This is a genomic window from Streptomyces sp. NPDC002619 (assembly GCF_042889305.1).
Classification (GTDB): domain Bacteria; phylum Actinomycetota; class Actinomycetes; order Streptomycetales; family Streptomycetaceae; genus Streptomyces.
The window spans coordinates 189583-204381 of sequence record NZ_JBIAQV010000001.1 but is presented as its reverse complement, the minus strand read 5'-3'; the positions used below and the strand labels follow the sequence as shown (position 1 = coordinate 204381).

Annotated in this window: 25 protein-coding genes; 14 read left to right on the top strand and 11 right to left on the bottom strand. The window is 69.6% G+C overall.

What is annotated here, in order from left to right:
* Positions 1-170 precede the first annotated feature (170 nt).
* The gene (locus ACFYXB_RS01090; protein ID WP_189317835.1) at positions 171-659 is read left to right on the top strand and encodes a YajQ family cyclic di-GMP-binding protein; all 489 of its coding nucleotides are present in this window, start codon (positions 171-173) and stop codon (positions 657-659) included.
* A gap of 19 nt (positions 660-678) precedes the next feature.
* Here the strand turns inward: ACFYXB_RS01090 and ACFYXB_RS01085 are convergent, their stop codons facing one another.
* Positions 679-2037: a tyrosine-type recombinase/integrase gene (locus ACFYXB_RS01085; RefSeq protein WP_389576603.1), complete on the bottom strand. Its 1359-nt coding sequence runs from the start codon at positions 2035-2037 to the stop codon at positions 679-681.
* Positions 2030-2662, bottom strand: coding sequence for a helix-turn-helix domain-containing protein (locus ACFYXB_RS01080; protein ID WP_389576602.1), 633 nt, complete (start codon positions 2660-2662; stop codon positions 2030-2032). Before ACFYXB_RS01080 ends, ACFYXB_RS01085 begins: the two co-directional genes overlap by 8 nt.
* Positions 2663-2839: 177 nt before the next feature.
* On the opposite strand from ACFYXB_RS01080, the gene ACFYXB_RS01075 reads away from it, so the two are divergent.
* The 12 genes from ACFYXB_RS01075 (at position 2840) to ACFYXB_RS01020 (ending at position 9505) form a co-directional block, all read left to right on the top strand.
* On the top strand, positions 2840-3055 hold the full coding sequence (locus ACFYXB_RS01075; RefSeq protein ID WP_389576600.1) for a helix-turn-helix transcriptional regulator: 216 nt from the start codon (positions 2840-2842) through the stop codon (positions 3053-3055).
* Positions 3056-3171: 116 nt separating this feature from the next.
* Positions 3172-3738, top strand: coding sequence for a hypothetical protein (locus tag ACFYXB_RS01070; protein WP_389576598.1), 567 nt, complete (start codon positions 3172-3174; stop codon positions 3736-3738).
* A complete protein-coding gene (locus ACFYXB_RS01065; protein WP_389576596.1) occupies positions 3735-4658 on the top strand; it encodes a bifunctional DNA primase/polymerase in 924 nt (307 codons plus the stop codon). Before ACFYXB_RS01070 ends, ACFYXB_RS01065 begins: the two co-directional genes overlap by 4 nt.
* Entirely contained in the window at positions 4655-6022 is a 1368-nt protein-coding gene (locus ACFYXB_RS01060) for a hypothetical protein (protein WP_389576594.1), read from the top strand. Before ACFYXB_RS01065 ends, ACFYXB_RS01060 begins: the two co-directional genes overlap by 4 nt.
* Positions 6023-6211: 189 nt before the next feature.
* Positions 6212-6445 carry a hypothetical protein gene (locus ACFYXB_RS01055; protein ID WP_389576593.1) on the top strand — a complete coding sequence of 78 codons (234 nt, stop codon included), beginning with the start codon at positions 6212-6214 and terminating at the stop codon, positions 6443-6445.
* A gap of 52 nt (positions 6446-6497) precedes the next feature.
* Positions 6498-6857, top strand: coding sequence for a hypothetical protein (locus tag ACFYXB_RS01050; RefSeq protein WP_389576591.1), 360 nt, complete (start codon positions 6498-6500; stop codon positions 6855-6857).
* Positions 6857-7150, top strand: coding sequence for a hypothetical protein (locus tag ACFYXB_RS01045; protein ID WP_389576590.1), 294 nt, complete (start codon positions 6857-6859; stop codon positions 7148-7150). The genes ACFYXB_RS01050 and ACFYXB_RS01045 overlap by 1 nt, the downstream gene beginning before the upstream one ends.
* Positions 7147-7413 (top strand): hypothetical protein, encoded by a 267-nt coding sequence (locus ACFYXB_RS01040; RefSeq protein WP_389576588.1) that lies wholly within the window; start codon positions 7147-7149, stop codon positions 7411-7413. Before ACFYXB_RS01045 ends, ACFYXB_RS01040 begins: the two co-directional genes overlap by 4 nt.
* Entirely contained in the window at positions 7410-7820 is a 411-nt protein-coding gene (locus tag ACFYXB_RS01035) for a hypothetical protein (protein WP_389576586.1), read from the top strand. Before ACFYXB_RS01040 ends, ACFYXB_RS01035 begins: the two co-directional genes overlap by 4 nt.
* Positions 7820-8287, top strand: a complete 468-nt coding sequence (locus ACFYXB_RS01030; protein WP_389576584.1) for a hypothetical protein — start codon at positions 7820-7822, stop codon at positions 8285-8287. The genes ACFYXB_RS01035 and ACFYXB_RS01030 overlap by 1 nt, the downstream gene beginning before the upstream one ends.
* A gap of 2 nt (positions 8288-8289) precedes the next feature.
* The gene (locus ACFYXB_RS01025) at positions 8290-8976 is read left to right on the top strand and encodes a hypothetical protein (RefSeq protein ID WP_389576582.1); all 687 of its coding nucleotides are present in this window, start codon (positions 8290-8292) and stop codon (positions 8974-8976) included.
* Positions 8977-9034: 58 nt separating this feature from the next.
* The gene (locus ACFYXB_RS01020; protein ID WP_389576581.1) at positions 9035-9505 is read left to right on the top strand and encodes a hypothetical protein; all 471 of its coding nucleotides are present in this window, start codon (positions 9035-9037) and stop codon (positions 9503-9505) included.
* A gap of 6 nt (positions 9506-9511) precedes the next feature.
* Here the strand turns inward: ACFYXB_RS01020 and ACFYXB_RS01015 are convergent, their stop codons facing one another.
* Together ACFYXB_RS01015 and ACFYXB_RS01010 are read right to left on the bottom strand one after the other, a co-directional pair.
* Positions 9512-9772 (bottom strand): hypothetical protein, encoded by a 261-nt coding sequence (locus ACFYXB_RS01015; RefSeq protein ID WP_389576579.1) that lies wholly within the window; start codon positions 9770-9772, stop codon positions 9512-9514.
* 170 nt (positions 9773-9942) lie between these two features.
* Entirely contained in the window at positions 9943-10203 is a 261-nt protein-coding gene (locus tag ACFYXB_RS01010; RefSeq protein WP_389576577.1) for a GntR family transcriptional regulator, read from the bottom strand.
* Between the two features lie 160 nt (positions 10204-10363).
* Between ACFYXB_RS01010 and ACFYXB_RS01005 the strand changes: the two genes are divergently transcribed.
* The gene (locus tag ACFYXB_RS01005; protein WP_389576575.1) at positions 10364-10753 is read left to right on the top strand and encodes a DUF6415 family natural product biosynthesis protein; all 390 of its coding nucleotides are present in this window, start codon (positions 10364-10366) and stop codon (positions 10751-10753) included.
* Between the two features lie 99 nt (positions 10754-10852).
* Here the strand turns inward: ACFYXB_RS01005 and ACFYXB_RS01000 are convergent, their stop codons facing one another.
* The 7 genes from ACFYXB_RS01000 to ACFYXB_RS00970 all read right to left on the bottom strand — a co-directional run bounded on the left by ACFYXB_RS01000 (position 10853) and on the right by ACFYXB_RS00970 (position 14798).
* Positions 10853-11593, bottom strand: a complete 741-nt coding sequence (locus ACFYXB_RS01000; protein WP_389576573.1) for a DUF4352 domain-containing protein — start codon at positions 11591-11593, stop codon at positions 10853-10855.
* Between the two features lie 350 nt (positions 11594-11943).
* Positions 11944-12513: a hypothetical protein gene (locus ACFYXB_RS00995; RefSeq protein WP_389576572.1), complete on the bottom strand. Its 570-nt coding sequence runs from the start codon at positions 12511-12513 to the stop codon at positions 11944-11946.
* The gene (locus ACFYXB_RS00990) at positions 12513-12917 is read right to left on the bottom strand and encodes a hypothetical protein (RefSeq protein WP_389576571.1); all 405 of its coding nucleotides are present in this window, start codon (positions 12915-12917) and stop codon (positions 12513-12515) included. The genes ACFYXB_RS00995 and ACFYXB_RS00990 overlap by 1 nt, the downstream gene beginning before the upstream one ends.
* A 14-nt stretch (positions 12918-12931) precedes the next feature.
* Positions 12932-13525, bottom strand: coding sequence for a hypothetical protein (locus ACFYXB_RS00985; RefSeq protein WP_389576570.1), 594 nt, complete (start codon positions 13523-13525; stop codon positions 12932-12934).
* A complete protein-coding gene (locus ACFYXB_RS00980) occupies positions 13525-13866 on the bottom strand; it encodes a helix-turn-helix domain-containing protein (RefSeq protein WP_389576569.1) in 342 nt (113 codons plus the stop codon). The genes ACFYXB_RS00985 and ACFYXB_RS00980 overlap by 1 nt, the downstream gene beginning before the upstream one ends.
* Before the next feature lie 5 nt (positions 13867-13871).
* Positions 13872-14153 carry a hypothetical protein gene (locus ACFYXB_RS00975; protein WP_389576567.1) on the bottom strand — a complete coding sequence of 94 codons (282 nt, stop codon included), beginning with the start codon at positions 14151-14153 and terminating at the stop codon, positions 13872-13874.
* A 378-nt stretch (positions 14154-14531) separates the two neighbouring features.
* Complete coding sequence (locus tag ACFYXB_RS00970; RefSeq protein ID WP_351348807.1) at positions 14532-14798, bottom strand: GlsB/YeaQ/YmgE family stress response membrane protein; 267 nt, start codon at positions 14796-14798, stop codon at positions 14532-14534.
* Position 14799 lies beyond the last annotated feature (1 nt).

Below are 14799 nucleotides of genomic sequence, written 5' to 3'. Positions count from 1 at the left end.
ACAATACCCGATACCGAGGGGTGCTTCGCCACCCGATTGATCGGCGCCCGGAGGTCGTGGGTGACTAGGCTGGTGCGAATGCGGACCGGCCCTGAGCCGGACTCGGCGGTCGCCCAGTACGCGCGCCGACACGCACCCGATACACCCCCGGATACAAGGAGCCACAGGACATGGCCGACTCCAGTTTCGACATCGTCTCGAAGGTCGAGCGGCAGGAGGTCGACAACGCCCTCAACCAGGCCGCCAAGGAGATCTCGCAGCGCTACGACTTCAAGGGCGTCGGCGCCTCGATCTCCTGGTCCGGCGAGAAGATCCTGATGGAGGCGAACTCCGAGGAGCGCGTCAAGGCTGTCCTCGACGTCTTCCAGTCCAAGCTGATCAAGCGCGGTATCTCGCTCAAGGCGCTGGACGCGGGCGAGCCCCAGCTCTCGGGCAAGGAGTACAAGATCTTCGCCTCGATCCAGGAGGGCATCTCCCAGGAGAACGCGAAGAAGGTGGCGAAGATCATCCGTGACGAGGGCCCGAAGGGCGTGAAAGCCCAGGTGCAGGGCGACGAACTGCGCGTCACCTCCAAGAGCCGTGACGACCTGCAGGCCGTGATCGCACTTCTGAAGGGCCAGGACTTCGACTTCGCGCTGCAGTTCGTGAACTACCGCTGACTCAGTCGTCTGACCTGCACTATCCCGAAACGGATCTTGCTGGAGGGCACAACGCGGGCACATCGCCGAGGACCGCCTCCACGGCCGCCCGCGTTGTGTCCTCGTCGTCGGGCCACAAGTGGGTGTAGATGTCGAGCGTGATGGACGGCTTCGAGTGGCCCAATCGCCGCTGCACCGTCTTCACCGACTCGCGGTTCCTGATCAGCGCCGAAGCGTAGAAGTGGCGCAGGTCGTGCATGCTCGTGCCCTCCGGCACCCGGACCGGTGCGGGCTCCTGGCCCGGCGGGCGGCCGTTCTGCACCCAGGCCGCGTACGCCTCCGCGTAGGCCTTGTTCAGCGCCTCGTTCGCCCGCTCCTCCATCCGCGCCCACACGTGCGACCAACTCGCCCGCTTGAGAACGTCGTTGCGGTCGTTGCTGAACAGCAGCTGCGCCTTCCGCCGGCGCGGCTTCCGCGGGTCCGTGCAGTCCTCGATGTCGACCACGGCGGCCGGGAACTGCTGCAGGTGCGCCGCGAGCGCATTGACCGCGACGTCCACCAGGGGCACCCGGCGGTAGCTCTCGTGCGTCTTCGGCTCACCCAGGTACGGCTCCGGCATCTGCTCCGGGTCGGCGTCGGCGTCCCTGTCCGGCGTGACCAGCTGCTGGCGCACGATCACCTCGCGGCGCAGGAAGTCGACGCAGTCGACCTCAAGGCCGAACACCTCGCCCTGGCGCAGGCCGGACGCGACAGCGAGCAGGATCATCGCCCGGTGCCGCGGCGGTGCCGCCTCGATCAGGGCCCGCACCGCGTCCTGGTGAAGCGGCACGATCTCCGGACGGCGCACCTCGGGCAGCTTGATCCCGGAGCACGGATTGATCGCGATCGTCCGGTCCCGGACGGCCGTGTGCATGATCGTGACCAGGTAGGCGAACGTCGTGCGCAGCGTCGACGGCGCGAGGACCTGCGACCGGTCCTTCACCCACGCCTGCACCTCCGAGGGCCGGATGGTGACGATCGGCCGGTCGCCGAACGTCGGCAGGATGTGGATGCGTAGCGCGCGCTCGACCCGGGAGGCGGTGCCGTCGCGGTGCACGGCCGTGGTCCGCCAGCGTTCGGCGACCGTACGGAAGCTCTCCTTGCCGGCCGCCGGGTCGACGTAGAGGCCACGGGCCAAGTCGGCCTCGATCGTGGCCGCGCGGGTATCCGCCTGGCTGCGCTTGGCGAAGTTCTCCTTCTGCTGCTCCCCCGCCGCGTCCCGCCAACGCACCTGCCAGCGCTTCCCCTTGCCGTGGTCGGTGGACGGCACGAGGGTGCGTGTCTTGCTGGAGTGCTCGGCACACGGGTCGGCGCCTTTGGCCGGGCGCGAGAGGTGCCACCGGTCGTAGACGCTAGCCATCACCACGCTCCCCCTCAGCAATCCAGGCCGAAAGATCAGAACTCAGTTCACGTGTGATGTGCCCTTGGCGGGCCTGGCGCTCTTCGATCGGCAGGTCACCGAGTTGCAGGACACGCTCGTCGCGCTCCTGGGTGAGACTGCGTCCCCACAGCCTGCGAGCAGCAGCGACGACGTCTCCAGTGGGGATGCCCAGGCGCTTCGCGAGCGCATCATCCGCTTGCGCCGGCGTCCCGTGCAACACGGCTCGCACCCCCTCGCTGCCGTCGATACGGACCCACGTTTTCTCGCCGAGTAGCCACGCTCGGAGCTGCTCGCGCGTCACCGTGATGGCGTGCTGAGGGAAGTCGGCCCGCGGCGTAAGCAGGACGTCGCCGTCTCCCGCGAACAGATCGCTCAACTGCACTTCCAGCACCGCTCCGAGCACGATCAGCGCGCCGAGATCGAGTGTCTCGCGACGCCCGCTCTCCAGGTCCGCAATGTGCGCTCGCTTCCAGGCGAACCCTCGGGAGGAGAGCTGTGCTGCTGCTGCGTCCTGGGTCCAACGGCGCGCCTTTCGCAGGCTCTTGAGGTTCTCCCCCACGACCGCGCCCACCGTCAGCGGCGGCTCATCGCTCTCTTTCTGCATGGCAGTCAGGCTCGCACAGTTGCCGTGGGTTCACAACACACACGACTTTCTTCGGTTCCCTCGTGTGGGTTGACACCACGATCGACATCCCCCACTCTGGAAGCCGCGGTTCGTGGGATAAACCCACGAACGAATGATCACCTGCTGTGCCACAGCTCGGAATGAGGATGATCACGAATGTCCCGCGTCAAGCTGCCCCAGGTCAGTGAGGCCGAGAGGCGCAGGCTGGCACCACCGCAGGAGCTCGCGGACTACTGCGGCGTGCCCATCGGAACGATTTATCAATGGAGCTCCCGAGGGGGCGGCCCCAAGTTCATACGCGTTGGCCGGCACCTCCGGGCCCGCTGGTCCGACATCGAGGCCTGGCTCGACGCCCAGACCATCGCCGCATGAAAGCGGCCCCCAGCAGGACGGCAATCCAGCTGAGGGCCTATCCGAACCCAGAAACGCCAGAGCCCCGGCTCATTCGCTCGCCAGCGACCGGGGCTCCAACCAGAACGGATGCACCGATGATGGCACACACCACCGACAGAACGCGCGCCAACCAGCCCGCCCCGCACGTCCCGCCGGTCGACCGGCGCACGAACGGGCACGCCGCGTTCGCCGTCCAGGCCGCCGAGCAGACCCGGGAGCGCGCCGAGCAGCTGGCCGACGCCGGCGCCCGCCGCCACCCCGACGGCGCCTGCCGGACGTACGCCTGGTGCGACGAGAGCGGCCCGCACTACGACCACTCCCGCCACTACGACGGGCTCGTCTCCTACGGGGTCACGCACCTCTCCGGTAGCCAGCGGACCTTGTACGTCGAGGAGAACGACTTCACCCCCGACGAGGCCGCGGTCAAGGCTGCCGAGCTGCGGGTGATCGCCGACCTCATCGAAGCCATGCAGCACAAGGTCACGCCCGCCGCCCCGGCCCCCGTGACGTGGCAGCAGCTCTCCAACCGGCTGATCGAGGCCGGTATTGACCTGTTCAAGCTCGCCCAGCAGGACGGCGACCCGCAGCTCAGGGCCGGATACGAGGCCCTGCAGTACGTGATCGGCCTGGTCGACGAGCGCGCGATGGAAGAGTGCGCGTGAGCGTCCGCGCCATCTCGGGTAGCCCGGCCGCCGCAGCGGCCGGGCCCGCCCGCGTGCTCAACGAGGCCCTCCGCCTCGCCCAACTCGGCTGGTACGTCTTCCCGCTGATCCCCGGCGACAACACGCCCGCGATCAAGGAGTGGGAGCAGCGGGCAACCGCCGACCCCGACCGGATCACGTGGGCGTGGAACGGCCCGTACCGCGGCTACAACCTCGGAGTGGCCTGCCTGCCCTCCCGGATCGTCGTCCTCGACCTCGACCTGAACAAGAAGGACGTCATCCCGCCCGACGAGTGGGACGCCCCCGGCATCACCGACGGCCGCGACGTCCTCGCCGAGCTGTACGCCCGCAACGGCGACCACTTCCCCTTCGGCACCACCCCGACCGTGCTGTCCCGCTCCGGAGCCCTGCACCTCTACTACGCAGCCCCGGACGGCATCGAGGTCCGCAACACCGTGTCCAAGGTCGGCTGGCTCATCGACGTACGCGCCGGAGGCGGGTACATCACCGCCCCGCCCACCATCACCCGCAAGGGCAACTACCGGTGGATCACCCCGCCGTGGGAGGCCACGCCGCAGCACATGCCGCTGTGGCTGATCCGACGGGCCGCCCCGCCGAAGCCGCCCCCGCCGGTCCTCCCGGCCGTCGTGATGGACAGCACCGGCTACGCGGCCTCCGCGCTCCGCGGCGAGCTGCAGAACGTCCTCGACGCCGCCGAGGGCACCCGCAACGACACCCTCAACCAATCCGCGTTCAACCTCGGAACCCTCATCGGCGCCGGCCGACTCGACGCGCGCACCGCCGTCGAGGCGCTCGTGGCCGCCGGGGAGTCGATCGGGCTCCCGCCGCGCGAGGTGCAGAAGACCGTCACGTCCGGTGTGAGTGCCGGTCTCAGGAACCCCCGGAGAACTTCTCAGTGACCACCGTTGACGACATCCTCGCCAGCCTCCCGGACGCCCCCGCGGCCCCGGAGGGCGGAGGGGAGCGGTCTGGGCACCTGTCCGCGGAGTTCTACGCGGCCCGCCCGGTCTTCCAGCACATCAAGCAGGCCGCGCACTCTCAGGGGCGGCCTGCGGACGTGCTCTTCTACAGCACGCTCGCCCGGCTCTCCGGGATGATCTCGCCTCACATCAAGGCCGTGACCGGCATCTCCGGTCGGGCCTCCCTGAACGTGTTCGCGGCCGCGGTCGGCCCGTCCGGCTCCGGGAAGTCGACCGGGCAGTCCGGCGCCCGCGAACTGATCCTCCCCGAGGACCCCGACTTTCTTGACGGCCTCCCGATCGGCACCGGCGAAAGAATCGCCGAGATGTTCATGGGCACCGTAGACAAGCCGACCGGCGAGATTCACCAGCGTGGGCCGCTGAAGGGCGACCCCGTCACGGTGAAGGTCCGCGAGCAGACCCGCCACAACGGCTACGTCTACGTCGATGAGGGGCAGACGATGGCCACGCTGGCGATGCGGCCGGGGTCGACGCTCGCCGAGACGCTCCGTCGCGCGGCCGTCGGCGAGGCCCTCGGGCAGATGAACGCCTCCGAGGAGCGAAGGCGGTACATCGCCCCCGGCTCCTACAGCCTCGGCCTGTTCGTCGGCTTCCAGCCGTCGACCGCGGTCCCGCTGCTCAACGATGCCAGCACTGGCACCCCGCAACGGTTCTTCTGGTGCTGGTCGTTGGACCCGAGCATCCCCAACGTGCCGCCGATGTGGCCGGGTCCGATCAAGGAACACCCTGGGCGGATCCAGGCCGCGGACCCGATCGACGTCATGTTCCCCGAGCGCATCCGCCGGATGCTGTGGGAGGAGAGGACCGCCCGGAACCGCGGCGACCTGGAGGTCGCCGAACTCGACGGCCACGCCGGCCTGATGAAGGTGAAGGCGGCCGCGCTCTTCGCCCTCATGGACGGCGGCCGGTACGAGGTCACCGAAGACGACTGGACCCTCGCCGAAACGCTGTGGGCAACCTCGTGCGCCGTCAGGGACGCCCTGGTGGAACGCGCCCGCCGGGAAGCCGAGGCGGAGCGCAAGGCCGCCGAGGACGCCAAGGTCAACACCGAGGTCCGTGCCCACATGGCGAAGAACGAGGCCGACCGACGCGTGGAGCGCCTCGTACGACTGGTGGTCAAGCACTCCTCGAAGCCCGGCGGGATCAGCTTCGGCTACATGCGGCGCGCTCTTCGGACGGAGGACCGCCCGCATCTTCCGGCAGCGGTCGACCTCGCCGAGGAACGCGAGCTGGTGATCGTCGAGGGCGACAACATCAGCCCGAACGCCACCGCGAGGACGTGAGGACATGGGGCCGGTTGAGGACATGAGGACATGAGGACACGCGTCCTCAACCCCCCGTCTCGTCACGGAACCTCGCCTATAGATAACTACATACACGCAGAAAAGGGACAAGAAATCTCTTTCGCGTAACGCGCGAAGGGGGTTGAGGACATCCGTCCTCATGTCCTCATCCTCATCCCAGGAGTCCTCATGGAACCGAAACGCACCGACTACCTCATCGGCGACCTCAACCCCACCGCCATCGCCGCCAACTACCAATGCGGCCACTGCAACAGCACCACCGAACTCCGCACCATCAACGGCCTCGTACGCGTCGCCATCCACCACGACGACGGATGCCCCGTCCTCAACGGCGTCCTGTCCTCAGCCCCCGACGCCCTCCGCGCACTCGTGGGCAGCATCCCCGACACCTTCCGCCGCTGAACGTCCGCGCGCGCCCGGTCCTGGCCTCACGCGCGCGTAGGAGACACCCCTCATGACCCAGAACAAACCCGCCGCACTCCTCGCCCTCGCCCGCGGCGCCACCTCCGAAGAAGCCGCACGAGAGGCCGCCGGCGTCTCCGGGCGCACCGTCCGACGGTGGATGGAAGACCCCGACTTCCAAACCGACGTACGCGACACCCGTACCGAGCTGCTCCAGCACGCCGTGGGCCAGCTCGCCGCGGGCGCTGTCGAGGCCGTCACCACGCTGCGGGAAGCCCTGAAGGACGCGGACGGCCGCAACCGTGTCCAGGCCGCCCGCACCCTCCTCGACGCCGTCCTGTCGCTGCGCGAATCCCTCGACCTGGAGGAGCGTCTCGCCGCCCTGGAGGCAGCCCAGAAGGAGATGCACTGATGGTCCGCCGCATCCAACTCACCGGCCGCCTCGCCCGCGTAGAAGCCGCGCTCAAAGTCCCGCTGTGGCTCTTCCGCCTCGTCACCGGCCGCCCGACCAGCATGCCCGTCAAGAGTGTCCTCGCGGTCCTGGCGGAAGCGATGGCCATCGTCTACGACCCGGACGGCGAGCACCCGCCACTGTCGAAGAACCTGCTCCTGCTCGCGCAGGCCGACGACACCGCTGAACCGTCCGTGGTCGGCCGGTCGGCCATCCAACTGGCCCGCCAGGCACGCGAGGTGAAGGGCCCGTGACCACCGAGGAAGACCTGAACCCGGACCAGATGGAAGACCGCGTCTGGGCGATCCTCGCCGCCGCAGCCGAGAACCGCACCGACGACATCAGCGAACTCCTCGTCACCCTGCCGTGGCCGGACATGGTGGAGGTCGTGTTCTACGTGGCGCAGCTCGGCGTCGCACTGCTCGCCGGGGGCGCAGGGCCCCGGGACCAGGAGGCGCGAGCACGGGTGGCTGCCCGACTGCGCGCACTGCTCCTCGATCGGCAGGCCGGCCGATGACGGCGCCTGACCCGCTCACCGGACCGCCAGGCGCCGCAGGAGACGACGACGGCGTACGGGTACCCGCCGCCCTCGCCTACCCCCTCTGGCCGGCTCTGCGGGCCGAGGTGCAGCGCGCCCGCCGCAACGGCCACGACATCCGCCCCGAGGTCGTGAGGGCGCTCGAGGCCCTGCGCGCAGCCGCACACGATCACATGTCCGCTTCCCGACCTAGCAACCGGACATTGCCCGACGATCAGGCCAGTGACCGCCTGGTCACCACCGGGGAGCTCGCCGGCCGCCTCGGGGTGACCGGGCGCCACGTCCTCCGGCTCGCCGCAGCCGAGGGCGTCACGCGCGTCGCGTGGGGCCTGTGGGCAGCCGAGGACGCCGACCGCCTCGTCCGCACGCACAGAAGGGCCGCCTGATGGCCACCGCCTTCCAACTCGCCGCGGCGCAAGACATCCGCGACAACGCACCCACCGACCTCGGCTCCGCCCGCACCACAGACCTGGTCGCCAAGCGCGACGCCCTCGAGACCGCGCTGCGCAACTTCTGCGACGCCGTCGCCGCCCACAACACCCGGTGCGCCACCTGGCGCCGGCAGATGGGCACCGCGGTCGCGTACGAAGCGGCCGACACGGTCAACTACGGCACCCGCACCTGGCGCGTGACCAGCGAGGGCGTGTTCCTGCGCGACGGGTCCGGCAACCCCAAGACATACCGGCCCTTGGAAGGCGGGAAGCTCATCGGCGCCACCCTTGCCCGCGTCCTCGCCAGCTACGACGACAGCATGCGCCGCTTCGCCGGCGGAACCCAGCTGGCCCCCGCCGACGAACACGTCGACTCCAACGGCCAGATCAACCTGACCGCCCTCATCCAGAAGGACGCGTGACCATGGCCATCCCGCAGCCCCTGCCGCATGCGAACGAGGACGCCTACCACCTCGCCGCGCGCGCCTCCAAGGCGACGTTCACCGACGCCGCCCAGGCGGTCCGCGAGAACCCCAACATCTCAGGCCGCGCCAAGGCCGAGCAGATCGCCGCCCTGTACGACGCACACATCCGGGAGACCGCGCAGGCCTACCAGCGGCTCACCGACCGCTGCCGCGCCCGCCTGGAGTACTTGGAGGGCCTCGTACCGGTCGGCCCGGGCATCCCGGCCGACACCAGCCCCGCAGACCGGGCCGTGCTGATGACCGCGTTCCGTGCCGCGTGGGACACGGTGAAGGACACCGACCGTGACGGCCGCGCCCGCCTGCTCGCCGAGGCCGAGCGGTTCGACGACGACGCGATGCGGCGCGCCGTGCTCACGTTCGCCCTCGACAACGCCGAGACGCCGACCATCCGCGGCTGGACCGCCCTGCACCTCGATCAGAAGGGCTACCTGGACGAGGTTGGCGGGCTGCGGGAGGCCCTCGCCGGCCGCGGCATCGACCGCGCGTGGGATATGCAGGACTTCAAGCCGCTGCCCAAGCCCCAGGAGGCGTACGACTGGCGGCTCATCGCCGACAATCCGAACGCGCAGCCCGGCGACACCGGCCGCATGGTGAGCCCCGGCGTCATCCAGTACGGCGGGCGCTGACCCATGGCCCTGCGTATCGGCGAGTTGGTCGGCCTGATCCGCGCCGACGGACAGCGGCATGCGCCGCGGCCTGTCCGACGCCGAGCTGCGCATGGCGGGCTTCCAGCGCGACGCCGTACAGCGGGCCCTCGCGGCCGCCGAGGAGCCAGCCGGCCGAACGACAGCAGCCACCGCGCCGGCAGCAGTCCTCGCCGCTCCCCGCGTTCGCAACGAGCGGCCGGTCGACGGGCTTTGTCATCCAGCAGCCTCGACTGCGCCCCCGCACGGGCGTGCGCTGGGGCTCTTCGCGAATGAGTCCGTGAGCCTTATGATCACGTCCCGAGATCACTGGGGAGTGATCACAGCGGGGGTGGGGATCGTGGACTTCTTGATCGGCCTATTTTTGATCGTTTTCGGAGCGCCGTTGGTCGGGCTCATAGGCGGGTGGATTGAAGGTGCTGGCCGAGAAGGCCTTGGCAAGACGATCTCCATCGGCGGGTACTTGGCGGTGCTCGGCGTAGCGATGTGGTTTGTCATCCGCAGTTTCTGAGCGCTATCACGCCTGCGGCCCGAACGGGGCGGGGCCCAGGCCGGAAACGCCCACGTGGTCTGGCGGCCCGCTTGTTGCCATGAACTCGCCTTCCCTGCCGTCCGGCGTGCGCAGGATCCCAGGGGCGGCGTCGAACAGGTCGACGTCGCTGTCGGTGCGTATTGAACCGGCCCAGGTCTTCATCCGGTCGTAGGAGAAGTTCTCCACTGTGGATGGGTCCAGGGTGATTACAAGGCTCGCCGTCACGGGGACCTCGATGCCGTTCATGAGCACAACAGCGGGTCCGTCATATCTGATGGGCATGCGCCTAGTCTGGCGGTCGACGGGGCGTCAGCGCGCTGTTTGCGGATCCCAGGGCGCGGTCGTACAGCCCCGCTCCACCTCGCCTCAGGGCCTCACTCACTGGGCGCGGGGGTGGCACCCTCGCCGACCGGCCGTTACCCCTCGGGCGGCGCGGGCAGGGCGATCACGAACACGCCCTTCCCCTGCACGCCCTGCACCAGGCCCTCCTCGGCGAGCACTTCGATCGCGCTCTTGATGGTCCGCCGCGACACCGTGCCGCCGGTCTCCGCCTCCAGCTCGGACTGTGACGGGAGGCGCCGGCCGATCGGGATTTCGCCGCGCCGGATGCGGTCGCGCAGCACGTTGGCGAGCTGCACGTACATCGGCGTCATGGCGTCCCGGTCGAGGCTGATCATGCTGAGACCGTAAGAGCACCACCCATGCGGGCATAGATCTAGCTAGCCCGTCCGGGGACGTACCAAGACGTACCAAGTAGGCGTATGGTCGCGAGAAAGCCCCCACAGCCGCGGGAACGGCTTGGGGGCATGGACGACGCTTCGAAGGAGCGACGACACCATGCACGCTACCGCCCCAACGCCCACCGCCGAAGAGCAGAGCACCGTCCCGCCGGACCTCGCCACGATGCGCACGGCCGTGGACCGCCTGCTCGATCCGGACTCCGTCCCCGAGGCGCTGCCGCCGGCCGCCGACGAGCTCGCCACGCTCACGCTCCAGATCCGCGGGCACCTGGCCGTGTTGATGCCCGAGGTCGAGCAGCTCGCGGCGCGCATGCGGAAGAACAGCATCCCGAGGTACTGCGCGCTCGCCTGCCTGGGCGAGGCCCGCGGGAAGCTGCGGGCCGAGCCGAGTCCCGCGCCGGGCGGAGACGTCGCGTACGCCCGGCGCCTGGCCCGCGCCCTGAACGCGCTCTGCGACCACTACGACGCCTTGCAGCCGGACTGCTGAGCCAGAACGCCAGACGGCCCCCGAGACGGAACCTGTGCCCGTCCGGGGGCCGTGCTGTGGGTGGCGCGAGGAGCGTACTACGAGCGTAGTGCCCGGCGGTTACGACACCTTCACGCGGACCGAGTCTCCGAACCAGCTGTCCGTGTAGGTCACGTAGTTGGCGGTGAAGTTGCCCTTGCCGGTGATCGTGCCTGTGACGTTCTCGCCCTGGGCGAGGTCGACGGTGTCGATCTGCTTCTCGTCTACGGCCAGTTCCGCGGTGTGCTTCGTCCCCTTGGTGTCGGTGATCTCGAAGTACAGCGGGTTCACGTCGATCTTTTCGTCGCTGTTGTTGACGACGGTGACCAGGACGCTCGTGTAGCCGTCGCCGTCCGCGAGGATGGTCTTCGTGAAAGCGGTCCGCTTAGCGGTGACCTTCACCGGGGCCGGGGCGGGCTTGTCCTCGCTCGTCGGCTTGTCTTCGGCGGCGGGCTTGTCGTCGGTGGTAGCGGGCGCGGTGGCGTTGACGTCGCCGGAGCCGCTGGACGTGTCGTCGCTGCCGCCGCCGCTGACGAGGGCGCCGATGATGCCGAACAGGACGAACAGGCCGACGAGTCCGGCACATCCGATACCGATGATCTTCCCGGTGTTGGACTTCTTCGGCGGCTGCGGGGGCAGGCCCCAAGGCTGCTGCGGTCCGCCGGGTCCGGCCCATCCGGGCTGCTGCTGGCCGGGCTGCTGCGGGTAGCCGTATCCGGGCTGCTGCGGGTTCTGCGGGTAGCCGTATCCGGGCTGCTGGCCGGGCTGCTGCGGGTAGCCGTATCCGGGCTGCTGCGGGTTCTGCGGGTTCTGCTCGCTCATGGTCCCCCCTGGGGCACTTGTGACTTGCGGGTGTGTGACATGTGATGAGGCTGCGTGGTTGCGTCGAATCGGTGATCGTCACGCGTTCGTGACGAAACCGGTCAACGCCAGCAGTTCGACAGGAGCGCGGCAAGCAGGACGAGGAAGAACAGCAGGCTGCCGGACGGCATGCAGCCGTCGCCACGCGACTCCGTGTGCACGGACCGGATCCGGTCGCCCGCGGCCGGCACCAACCCGCCATGCGCTACCGCACGATGCTGGTCCTGCTCACTCTCGGCGTCCGATCGGCGGTCGTGACGGCGTGGGGATCTCCCCTCGCACTGGCGGCACTCGTACTCCCAAGGCATGCTCTACACCCCCTCTCCAGCCTCGGAGAGCGCCGGAGAATCGGCGCCCTGACCTGCGTCTCCATGCCGCTCTACAGGCGAGTCTCCAAGGGAGGGGAGGAGCGCCTCGACGTCCCCTCGGCGGACCCCTGAGCGGCCCGCGATACGGCCGATACGGAGGCTGCGATGGACGGGCACACCGAGGGTGCGCAGCGCGGCCCGCAGCTCCCCATCCGACCGCCCCTCCTGCCCCGGCAGTTCACGCATTGCGGGGTACAGGTCGCGGAGGTGGATGCCGGGCCGGTCGCCGATGGTGTCGAGGAGCCAGCGGGCGAGGTCGACTTGGGGGCCACCGGCGGCTGTCTTCGGCTCGTGGTCGGCCGGTTCGGGGGCGTGCATCCACGAGAGGACGGCGACCGCGATGAGGATCCACACCAGCCAAGTTCGGTACCGGGCGCACGCGTACACGAGGAGGGCGGCGCCGGCCAGGACCGGTTTCCAGCCGAAGCGGTTGAGGAGGCGGAGCAGCAGGGCGCGCGCGCCGGGCCCGAGCGGGGTCAGGAGCGCGAGCAGGGCGGTGGTGGCGCGTCGCATCAGGACACCTGCTGCCCGATGGAGGCGATGGCCTGGGAGACGGTGGACCGGACGCCTCCTGCTCCGCTGGCTGCGTACCAGAAGATGATGCCGAGCACGGCAACCTGCTGCGTCGACAGCTTTTTGAACAGGATGATGATCGCCAGGACCATGGCGACCGCGGGCATGGTGACGCCGGGGATGATGCCCTGCGCCGCGCCGAGCAGGCTGTGCACCAGGTCAGGGATGATTTCGAAGAGGCCGCCCGCGGCTGCGTAGGCGCTCCCGGCGAGCATGCCGCCGATCAGGCACGGCCACCAGCCCAGCGGTTTGACCTTGCCGCCGCCCTTGATGCCGACGAGGAGCAGCACGGTCATCACGACGGCCAGGCCGACGATGCCGAGATTGCCAACGACGCTGGTCACAGCGGGATTCCTTATCAGGCTGTGGTGCCGTACAGCAGGACGCCGACGACGATCGATGAGGCGGGGATGGCGGCCGTCCAGGCGATGGGCAGCAGCCAGGCGCGGGTGCGCCGGTAGAGGGCGACGACACCGACGGCGAGCCCGTACAGCACCCACGCGGTGGGGCTGGTCCAGTGGCCGTGGGCGTACCAGGCGGCGGTGTCGGTGGCCCAGTTGACGAGGCCGATCCGCCAGCCTGCGGCGGCGGCGGTGCTGTGGTAGATCAGCCATCGCAGGCGGGGTGGAATGTTGTCGTAGCGTCGAGGAGGGATTGTCGGGGGGCTGCGCGGCTGGCGCTTGCCGCGGGCCGGTTCCTCCTCGTCGTCCTCGTCCTCCTCCTCGTCTTCGTCTTCGGGTTCTTCGTCGGGCTCCGGCTTGGACTTGGCCTGCCACCAGTGGCGCGCCTGCTCCTGTGGGGGCTGCTCGTCGGCGTACAGGCGATCCCACCAGTCGTCCGGGGCCGGCGTGGGCTCGGCGGCCGACGTCGGTGCGACGGTCGGGCTTTCGCCGAGCAGGGTGCGCAGGCGACCGCGCACCCGCAGCTCGTCGGCTCCCGGCTTCGCGGCCATCACGCGCCCTGTCCTGTGGCGGCGAGGCGGGCGTGCACGCGTGCTCGGATTGTCTCGGCGTGCGCGTGCAGCAGCTCGGCCGCGACGTCCTCGGCCGGACGCTTGTATGAGGCGGTGATGAGGCGGAGATCCTGGCCGAGTTGGGGGCTCGCGGGGAGGCGCAGCTCGTCCTCGGCGGGCGGCACGTCGGCCGCCGGTTCCGGCGCCTGGGTCGGGGGCGGGTTGTGGAGGTCCCTGCGCACGGTCTCGCGGGATACGTCCAGCTCGTCGGCGATCTCCTGCGGGTTCATGCCGCGGTCGGTGAGGTGCGCGACGAGGATGCGGCGGGTGCCAACGGACATGCCGCTCATCGGCCGGCCTCCGCGCGCTTGGCCCCGTAGTGCTGGTAGCCCGTGGGCGGGTGCTCGGCGAGCCGCTCGCGCAAGTACCGAGTCGTCCACTCGACTTCCATCACGGGCTTGTCTTCGAGGACGCTGCGGAGCGCGATCGCCGCGTGCATGGCGCGGTCGTTCAGCAGGCGGTCGTGCGCCTCCGTGTCGCCCACGGTCGCGGGGTGAGGGATGTCGAGTGCTTCGAGGACGGCCGCGAGCAACTCGCGCACGGCGCCGTCCGGGGTACGGTCCTGCATGGGTCTGGACTCCTTGATCGAGAAGGATTCGGATCAAGGCGCCGTTCGGTGTTGCTGCACCGGGCGGCGCCGCTCTGTCTGCGCGGGGCAGACGGAGCGGAGTCGGGGGCCCGCGGTCGCGGCAGGGCACACTCAGGGCACAAGGCTCTGGATAACGCTGCGCAACAGTGGCAAATACCGACAGTAGTTTTCGCACGTCAACCGCCCTTTCAGCGGTCACGTGCAGGTCAGAGGATCAAGCGGGCGGTACGTGAACTACCGCTAGCCCACCGCCCGGGCCTCGTACAGGCCGGAGACCAGGGCGAGGCGAGACGAGGAAGGGTGGGCACCCTGGCGGAGCCCACCCTTCTCGCCTGTCGGCTGCGGTCGTCGGCGTGCTCAGTCGCGCGAGTTGCCGAACAGGATGCGGTAGACGATCAGGAGGACGAGCGAGCCGCCGACGGCGGCGGCCCAGGTGGCGCCGTCGTAGAAGTTCTTGCTGATGGGGTGGTCCAGCCAGCGGGCCGAGATCCAGCCGCCGATGAACGCGCCCGCGACGCCGATCAGAGTCGTGCCGATGAAGCCGCCCGGGTCGCGCCCGGGCAGCAGGATCTTGGCGATGGCGCCGGCCAACAGCCCCAGGATGATCCAACCGATGATGCTCATA